General features: G+C 69.2%; 8 protein-coding genes. 7 read left to right on the plus strand and 1 reads right to left on the minus strand.

What is annotated here, in order from left to right; translation table 11 throughout:
* Positions 1-97: 97 nt before the first annotated feature.
* The gene (locus tag ACK4UM_RS13865; protein ID WP_409800100.1) at positions 98-2260 is read left to right on the plus strand and encodes a TRAP transporter permease; all 2163 of its coding nucleotides are present in this window, start codon (positions 98-100) and stop codon (positions 2258-2260) included.
* On the opposite strand, the gene ACK4UM_RS13870 is transcribed toward ACK4UM_RS13865, so the two are convergent.
* On the minus strand, positions 2208-3047 hold the full coding sequence (locus ACK4UM_RS13870; protein ID WP_409800102.1) for a hypothetical protein: 840 nt from the start codon (positions 3045-3047) through the stop codon (positions 2208-2210). The two genes, ACK4UM_RS13865 and ACK4UM_RS13870, sit on opposite strands and share 53 nt — an antisense overlap.
* A gap of 120 nt (positions 3048-3167) precedes the next feature.
* Between ACK4UM_RS13870 and ACK4UM_RS13875 the strand changes: the two genes are divergently transcribed.
* The 6 genes from ACK4UM_RS13875 to ACK4UM_RS13900 all read left to right on the plus strand — a co-directional run bounded on the left by ACK4UM_RS13875 (position 3168) and on the right by ACK4UM_RS13900 (position 8709).
* The gene (locus ACK4UM_RS13875) at positions 3168-3446 is read left to right on the plus strand and encodes a plasmid mobilization protein (RefSeq protein ID WP_409800105.1); all 279 of its coding nucleotides are present in this window, start codon (positions 3168-3170) and stop codon (positions 3444-3446) included.
* A gap of 88 nt (positions 3447-3534) precedes the next feature.
* Entirely contained in the window at positions 3535-4317 is a 783-nt protein-coding gene (gene xth / locus ACK4UM_RS13880; RefSeq protein WP_409800108.1) for an exodeoxyribonuclease III, read from the plus strand.
* Between the two features lie 149 nt (positions 4318-4466).
* Entirely contained in the window at positions 4467-5456 is a 990-nt protein-coding gene (locus tag ACK4UM_RS13885) for a sialic acid TRAP transporter substrate-binding protein SiaP (protein WP_409800110.1), read from the plus strand.
* A 201-nt stretch (positions 5457-5657) separates the two neighbouring features.
* Positions 5658-6236 carry a TRAP transporter small permease gene (locus tag ACK4UM_RS13890; protein ID WP_409800113.1) on the plus strand — a complete coding sequence of 193 codons (579 nt, stop codon included), beginning with the start codon at positions 5658-5660 and terminating at the stop codon, positions 6234-6236.
* A gap of 12 nt (positions 6237-6248) precedes the next feature.
* On the plus strand, positions 6249-7523 hold the full coding sequence (locus ACK4UM_RS13895; protein WP_409800121.1) for a TRAP transporter large permease: 1275 nt from the start codon (positions 6249-6251) through the stop codon (positions 7521-7523).
* An 88-nt stretch (positions 7524-7611) separates the two neighbouring features.
* A complete protein-coding gene (locus ACK4UM_RS13900; RefSeq protein ID WP_409800116.1) occupies positions 7612-8709 on the plus strand; it encodes an enolase C-terminal domain-like protein in 1098 nt (365 codons plus the stop codon).
* Positions 8710-9000 lie beyond the last annotated feature (291 nt).

Consider the following 9000-nt stretch of genomic DNA (forward strand, 5'->3'; position numbering starts at 1 on the left):
GTTGAGCGTATGAGTCCCGGATCGCCCTCAAGCGTCCGGGATGACAACTCGCTGCACGCGCATGCCCGCACCCACACACACGAGCCGAGACACCACGATGACCACAGGTCCGCGCCTCGATCCCGCCGGCGACGATCGCACGAAGGCTCCCGAGGAGGCCGGGGAGTACGAGGCCTATGTGCGGCCCTTCGACCATGGCATCGTCGGCTGGATCGCGTGGAGCGTCGGGATCGCGCTCGCGCTCTACCACGTCTGGGCGAACACCTTCGGGCGCTTCGACCAGGTCTGGCTGACCGCGATCCATTTCGCCGGCTTCGCCTTCCTGTGCGCGCTGCGCTACCCCTTGATCCGCACGCATGGCCCGGCCGCGACGCGCGCGGTCCTCGCCTTCGACGTCCTGTTCGGGCTCGTCGCGGCGGGCGCCACGATCTGGCTGATCTCGAACCAGGGCGCGATCTTCGCGCGCGGCGTGCGCCTCTCGCCGCTCGACATCGCGCTCTCGGTCGTGGTGGTCGCCTCCGCGATCGAGCTGACGCGGCGCGCGACGGGCATCATCATCCCGATCCTGATCGTCGTCTCGCTGACCTACGTGTTCTGGTGGGGCCCGATGGCGCCGGGCGTGTTCCGCTTCGCGGGGCTCACCTTCGAGACCTTGATGTTCCGCTCGATCTTCTCCGACGACGGCATGTTCGGCTCGATCGCGCTCATCTCGGCGACCTTCGTCTTCCTGTTCATCATCTTCGGCGCCTTCCTCGTGCGCTCGGGGGCGGGCGAGTTCATCATCGATCTCGCGCGCGCCATCGCGGGGCGCTTCATCGGCGGGCCGGGCTACGTCGCGGTGATGTCCTCGGGGCTGACGGGCACGATCTCGGGCTCGGCGGTGGCGAATACCGTGTCGACCGGCGTCATCACCATTCCGCTCATGAAGCGCGCGGGCTTCCCGCCCCGCTTCGCCGCGGGCGTCGAGGCGGCGGCGTCGACGGGCGGCGGGCTGATGCCGCCGATCATGGGCGCGGGCGCCTTCGTGATGGCGACCTACACCCAGATCTCCTATCTCGAGATCGTCGCCGTCGCCTTCCTGCCGGCTTTGGTCTACTTCCTCTCCGTCGCGTTCTTCGTGCGCATCCAGGCCAAGAAGCTCAACCTCGTCGCCTCCGACCCCGACGCGCCGACCGCCTGGCAGGTACTCAAGCGCGGCGGACCGTCCTTTCTCATCCCGATCGGCGTGCTGATCGGCCTGCTGGTCGCCGGCTACACGCCGACCTACGCCGCGGGCTTCGCCATCGCGTCCTGCATCGTCGCATCCTGGCTGACGCCCAATCCGATGGGGCCGCGCGCGATCCTCGACGCCCTCGCGCTCGGCGCGCAGAACATGATCATGACGGCGGTGCTGCTCGTCTCGGTCGGCCTCGTCGTCAACGTCATCGCCATGACCGGCATCGGCAACACCTTCTCCCTGATGATCAATGCCTGGTCGGGCAACAGCCTGTTCATCGCGCTCTCGCTGATCGCGCTCGCCTCGCTCGTGCTGGGCATGGGCCTGCCGGTGACGGCGTCCTACATCGTGCTCGCGACGCTCTCGGCGCCGGCGCTGCACGCGCTCATCCAGAACAACGCGCTCGTCGACGCGATGGTCGCCGGCACGGTGCCCGAGATGGCGCGCGCGACCTTCATGCTCGCCGACCCCGCCGCGATGATGGCGCTCGCCGCGCCGATGACGCGCGACGCGGCCTGGGCGCTCCTCGAGGCGACGCCGCCGGAGCTCCTGTCGGTCGTCTATCCGCAGGTGCTCGACCCCACGACGATCAAGCTCGCGCTCCTCTCCGCGCACATGATCATCTTCTGGCTGAGCCAGGATTCGAACGTCACGCCGCCCGTCTGCCTCACCGCCTTCGCCGCGGCGGCGATCGCCAAGACGCCGCCGATGGCGACGGGCATCGTCTCCTGGAAGGTGGCGAAGGGCCTCTATCTGATGCCGATCCTCTTCGCCTACACGGCCTTCCTGGGCGGCCCGCCGCTCGAGGTCGCGACGATCTTCGTGATCGCCGTGATCGCGGTCTACGCGCTCGGCGCGGCGATCGAGGGCCACATGGAGGCGCCGCTCAATTGGCCCGTGCGCATCCTCCTCTTCGCGGCGGGCGTCGCGCTGATCTGGCCGAACACGCCCGTCGTCGAGGTGATCGGCGGCATCGGCGTGATCGCGATCTTCATCTGGAACCTGCGGCAGGACCGGGCGCGCCAGCGCGCGGCGAAGGCGTGAGGGCCGCGCGCGCGGCGTCGCCCTCCCGCAGCAGCGCCGCGCGCAGGCATAAGAAGAGCACGAGCGCGTTGAGCGCGTGCCAGAGAAAGTGCGTTCCGATCGGCACGAGGTCGCACACGGCCTGATCGACCGAGCGGAAGACGAGGGAGGTCGCGAAGACGGCCGCCGCGACGAGGAGCAGCGTGCCGCGGGCATGCGGGAGCGCGACGCCCGTCTCGTGCCGCGCCGCCCGCGCCGTCTCGTCGAGCCCGCCCCAGCTCCGGTTCTTCCGGTTGGCGAGCACCCGCTCCTCGCGCCCGGCCATCAGCACGAGGAGCCCGCCGACGCCGATCAGCGCGAGCGCCGCCGGAAAATAGCCGACCGACCCGTTCAGCGTCGCCTCCGGCCCGAACAGGGCCGCCCAAAGGCGCGGAAAACCGGCCGAGGCCGCGAGGAAGGCGCCCGTCGCGACGATCCCCCCGACGAGGCCGAGCCCCAGGAAGCGGCGCATCGCGAGGAGGAAGAAGCCGTAGATGAAGATCGCGATCGGGATCACGTCGGCGAGCAACGACCAGCGATTGGCAAACGTGTGGAACAGGAACGAGCCGATCCCGACGCTCGCCGTCACCCCGATCAGGGAAGCCGCCGGCCAGTCCCGCTCCGGCAGCCGGCGCCAGGCGACGAAGGCGAGCCCGGCGGCCACCAGGAAGGCGCCGTTCGAGAGCGCGTTCACCGGCTCCGCCCAAAACGAGGCGTCCGCGCGCTCGCAATAGAGATCGATCGGCGTGCACCAGCCGCGCGGTTCCATGACGGGGCCTCGTCGAATTGCGACGAGCCGATTGTAGCGCGCGCGCGCGGCGGGGGGAGTGGCGGGGTTCGCATTGCGGGGCTTGGCTCGGTTGCGCCCGCGCGCTAGAGCTTATGTCGAATGTCGACATCCAGGAGGTTGAAGGCGGCGGGGTCGTCCGAGCAGGTCTCCACGGTGCTCACGGCGGCCGAGAGGGCGCAGCTCGCCTCGCGCGCACGCCGGGCCGGTATTTCGGTCGAGGATTTCGTCCGTCGTTCGATTGCAGCCTACGACCCAGCCCAGGAAGCCGAACTCGCCGCCCTCGCAACGGCGCTCGCGGACAGCAACAGGCAAGTGGCGGCGGCAGTCGATCGCGCTCTGGCCGAAGTCGAGGAGACGCGTCGCGCGCTCCGCCGCTAGGCCTCCCCCCACCCTCCCCCTTGCCTTCCGCCCCGTCCTGCCGGAAACAGGAGCCCCCTGCCCTCCTCGTCTGCCTGGAAGGTCGCCGATGCGCATCACGACGTGGAACGTCAACTCGGTCCGCCAACGGCTCGAGCATCTCCTCCTCTTCCTGCGCGAGGAGGCGCCGGACGTTCTGTGCCTGCAGGAGCTGAAGACGACCGACGATCTGTTCCCGCGCGGCGAGATCGAGGCGGTCGGCTATTCCTGCGCGGTGCACGGGCAGAAGGGCTTCAACGGGGTCGCGATCCTCTCCAAGCGCCCGCTCGAGGACGTGCGCCGCGGCCTGCCCGGGGCCGACGACGACGAGCAGTCGCGCTATATCGAGGGCGTGATCTCCGTCGACGCGGGCGTGGTGCGCGTCGCCTCGATCTACCTTCCCAACGGGAACCCGGTCGACAGCGCCAAATATCCCTACAAGCTCGCCTGGATGGGACGCCTCGCGCGCCACGCCCGCGATCTCCTCGCGCTCGAAGAGCCGCTCGTGCTCGCGGGCGACTACAACGTCATTCCCGAGCCGCGCGACGCCGCCGATCCGGCAGCCTGGGAGGGCGATGCGCTCTACCTGCCGCAGACCCGCGCCGAATTCCGCACGCTCCTCGCCTTGGGCTTCACCGACGCGCTGCGCGCCTGCGACGAGGCGGCGGGCCGCTACACGTTCTGGGATTATCAGGCCGGCGCCTGGCAGCGCAACAAGGGCATCCGCATCGATCATCTCCTGCTCTCGCCGGAGGCCGCCGACCGGCTCGCGGGCACGACGATCCACAAGCACATGCGCGGCCTCGAAAAGCCCTCAGACCACGTGCCCGTCAGCGTCCGTCTGGAGATGTGAGGCGATCGGCGCCGTCCCCGAGCAGAACGCGAAAGCAGAAGTTGGCCTTCGCGCGACGACGGACGCTTGACAGGCGCGAGTGCTGTCCCGACACTCGACCTCCACATAGAAGAACCCCGGCAATATCGGGGTCATGGGAGGAAATCGCCATGCTTTCCGGGACTCGACGCCACGTGCTGGCGGCGAGCGGAGCGGTTTTGCTCGCGCTCGCCATGGGCGGCCCCGCCGCCGCGCAACAGCAGCTCAAATGGGCCCACGTCTACGAGGCGAACGAGCCGTACCACACCTGGGCGGTGTGGGTCGGCGAGCAATTCGCGCAGGCGACGGACGGCCGCTACACAATCGAGGTCTTCCCCGCCTCCTCGCTCGGCAAGGAGACCGACATCAACGAGGGCCTCGGGCTCGGCACGGTCGACATCATCTATACGGGCCAGCTCTTCGCCGGGCGCTCCTATGGCCGCATCGCGATCGGCGGCGCGCCGTTCATGTTCCGCGATTTCGACCATTGGCAGGCCTTCCGCGACAGCGACCTCTTCCAGGAGCTCGCGGACGGCTATCGCGACGCGAGCGGCAACCACGTCGTTTCGCTGACCTATTACGGCGAACGCCACGTCACCTCGAACCGCCGCATCGAGACGCCCGAGGACATGCGCGGCCTCAAGATCCGCGTGCCGGACGCGCCGCTCTACATGATGTTCCCGCGCGAAGTGGGCGCCAATCCCGCGCCGATCGCCTTCGCGGAGGTCTATCTCGCGCTGCAGCAGGGCGTCGTCGACGCGCAGGAGAACCCGCTGCCGACGATCGACGCGAAGAAGTTCTACGAGGTGCAGGACTACATCGTCCTCACGGGCCACATCACCGACGCGCTCCTCACGATCATCGGTGGTCCGACCTGGGACGCCATGGCCGAGGAGGATCGCGACACGCTCGTCTCCCTCATCCGCGAAGCGGCGGAGAATTGCACGAACGACATCGTGCGCCTGGAGCAGGACCTCGTCGCGGAGTTCCCCAATCGCGGCAAGGAGGTGATCGAGGTCGATCGCACGCCCTTCCGCGAGGCCGTCGTCAAGGCCCATCTCGGCCCCGCCGCGACCTGGGACCAAGCGACCTACGATCGTCTGCAGGCTCTGGCGGATTGAGGGGCGATCGCGCCCGCCCAAGTCCCTCCCCATAGGGGAGGGTGGCCCCCGGAGCGAGAGCGACGGGGGTCGGGTGGGGCTCGACGATTCGGAGACGATCTCCCCCGGCCGGGCCCCACCCGGCCCGTCTCGCTGACGCTCGCCGGTCCACCCTCCCCTACGGGGAGGGATCTCCCCCCTCCCCCGCGACCGAGCCCGGAAATGTCCGAACCCACCCGAGACGACGAGCCGCACAGCGCGATCCATTTCGACGAAGGCGACGAGCGAGTCGATCTGTCGGACGTGAGCCTCGTCGACGCGCCGGTCTTCCTCGTCTTCTGGGGGCTCGCGATCGTCGTCTTCCTGCAATTCTTCACCCGCTACGTGCTCAACGATTCGCTCGCCTGGACGGAGGAGATCGCCCGCTATCTCCTGATGTGGACGGGCTTCATCGGTCTCGTCATGGTGGTGCGCAAGGAATCGAACATCGCGGTGGAGATCTTCTATCGCTGGATGCCAGTCTGGCTGCGGCGCGGGTTGTCGGTCGGCGTCGATCTCCTGTCAATCGCCTTCTACGGCTACATGACCTATCTGTGCGTGCAGCTCTCCCAGCGCACCCGCCAATCGATGACGGCGATCGATTGGCCGAAATCCTGGATCTATTGGGGCATCACGGCCGCGCTCGCGGTCTGCACGCTCTACGCGATCCTCGTCGCCATCCGACATTGGCGCACCGGCTCGAGCCCGCTGATCCGCATGGGCGAGCCGCTGCAGGCCCCGCAACGACCGGGCATGGAGTAGAGCCTCGTGCTGATCGCGATCCTGTTCATCTCCCTCTTCGGCATGATCGTCCTGGGCGTGCCGGTGGGCATCGCGCTCGCGGGCTCCTCGCTCCTCTACATCCTGCTCGCGGGCAATCTGCCGGACGTCGTCGTCATCCACCGGATGGTCAACGGCATCGATTCCTTCCCGCTCCTCGCGGTGCCGTTCTTCATCCTCGCCGGCAATCTGATGAACTCGGCCGGCATCACGAACCGCATCTTCGCCTTCGCCAACGCGCTCGTCGGCTGGATGCGCGGCGGGCTCGGCCACGTCAATGTCGGCGCCTCCGTGATCTTCGCGGGCATGTCGGGCGCGGCGGTGGCGGATGCGGGCGGGCTCGGCGCGATCGAGATCAAGGCGATGAAGGACGCCAAATACGACGCCGATTTCGCGGTCGGCGTCACGGCGGCCTCCTCCACGATCGGCCCCATCATCCCGCCCTCGCTGCCGATGGTGATCTACGGCGTCGTCGCCGGTGCCTCGATCGGCCAGCTCTTCGCGGCGGGGCTCATCCCCGGCATCCTGATGGCGGTCGCGCTCATGATCATGGTCGCGTACTACGCGCGCGTGCGCGGCTATCCGCGCGACCAGGCCTTCCGCTGGCTCGTGCTGGCGCGCGCCTTCAAGGGCGCCTTCCTTTCCCTGATGACGCCGGTGATCATCGTCGGCGGCATCCTGTTCGGCATCTTCACGCCGACGGAGGCGGCGATCGCGGCCTGCGCCTACGCGCTCGTCCTCGGCCTCGTCGTCTACCGGACGCTCAGCTGGCAGCGCTTCGTGCGGGTGACGATCGACACGATCGAGACGACCGCCGTGATCCTGTTCATCGTCGCCGGCGCCTCGATCTTCTCCTGGATCCTCACCTCGACGCGCACGGCAGAAGCCTTCGCCGCGCTCATCCTCGTCATCAGCGACAACCCGATCCTCGTCCTCCTCCTGATCAACCTGATCCTCATCATCGTCGGCTGCTTCCTCGAGACGGTCGCGGCGATCACGATCCTGGTGCCCGTGCTCCTGCCGATCGCGGTGCAGGTCGGGGTCGATCCGGTGCATTTCGGGGTGATCATGGTGCTCAACCTGATGATCGGGCTCCTCACGCCACCAGTCGGCATGGTGCTCTACGTGCTCTCGCGGGTCGCCAAGGTGCCCTTCGAGAAGGCGGTCGTCGCGACGCTGCCCTTCCTGATCCCGCTCGTCGTCGTGCTGATGCTCGTCACCTTCGTGCCGGCGCTCACGATGTGGCTGCCGACGCTGCTCTATCGGTGAGGGGCGCCGAGGCCGCCGCGCCCGGAACGATGCCCCCACCCTCCCGTTGACCCTCCGACCCGAGGATCGCGACAGGGAGGGAGGCAGCATGGCACGGGCGCACGCGCCGATCTCGTCCGTTCGCGCGCGGGCCTACCGAATCCCGACCGACGCGCCCGAGGCCGACGGCACGCTCGAATGGGACGCGACGACGATGGTCGTCGTCCATGTCGAGGCCGCCGGCGCGACGGGGCTCGGCTACACCTATGCGGACGCCGCCGCCGCGGGCATCGTGCGCGGCACGCTCGCGCCGATCCTCGCGGGCGAGGACGCGTTCGCCATCGCCGGCCTCTGGGACGCCATGCGCCGGCAGGTGCGCAATATGGGCGAGCCGGGAATCGCGGCTTGCGCGATCTCGGCGGTCGACGTCGCGCTCTGGGACCTCAAGGCCCGCCTCCTCGACATTCCGCTCCACAGGCTCTTCGGCGCGCGGCGCGCGCGCGTCCCGATCTACGGATCGGGCGGGTTTCTCAGCTACGACGATGACCGCCTCGCCGCGCAGCTCGCGGGCTGGGTGGAGCGCGAGGGCTGCGCGCGGGTGAAGATGAAGATCGGCGCCGATCCCGCCCGCGAGCGCGCCCGCATGCGCGTCGCCCGCGCGGCGATCTGCGATGGTGCGGCGCTGATGATCGACGCCAACGGCGCGCTCGAGCCCCGCCGCGCGCTCGCGATCGCGGCGATCGCCGACGGCGAGGGCGTCGATTGGTTCGAGGAGCCGGTGACGAGCGACGATCCGGAGGGGCTCGCGCTCGTGCGCGCGCAGGCGCCCGGCGCCGTCGAGATCGCCGCGGGCGAATACGGCTACAACCCCCACGCCTTCCGGCGCCTCCTCGAGACGCGCGCCGTCGACGTCCTCCAGATCGACGCCACCCGTGCGCTCGGCATCACGGGCTTTCTCGCCGCGGCCGAGCTCGCGGCCGCCTTCGCGATTCCCGTCTCGGCCCATACCGCACCGGCCCTGCATGGCGCGCCCGCCGCCGCGGCGGCGAATCTGCGCCACGTCGAATGGTTTCACGATCACGCCCGCATCGAAGCCATGCTCCTCGACGGCGCCCCCGTGCCGACGGGCGGCGCGATCGCGCCCAACGAGGCGCCGGGCCACGGTCTGACGTTCAAGGAGAAGGAGGCCGAGCGATACGCGACGTGAGGGGGGGAAATCCCTCCCCTACGGGGAGGGTGGCCTCCGAGGCGAAGCCGATGGAGGTCGGGTGGGGCCCGGGTGGAGGTTTCCCTGCAAACGTCGGGCCCCACCCGACCCCTGTCGCTTCGCTCCAGGGGCCACCCTCCCCAACGGGGAGGGATTCGCGCCCCCAACCCACCCCGGAGGGGAGGGTGGACTTTCGAGGCGGAGCCGAGGAAGGCCGGGTGGGGCCCGGGTGGAGATTTTACTGCAAACGTCGGGCCCCACCCGACCTCGTTCGCTTCGCTCCGAGGCCAC

Origin of the sequence: Salinarimonas sp., assembly GCF_046292825.1 — a bacterium.
Lineage (GTDB): Bacteria > Pseudomonadota > Alphaproteobacteria > Rhizobiales > Beijerinckiaceae > Salinarimonas.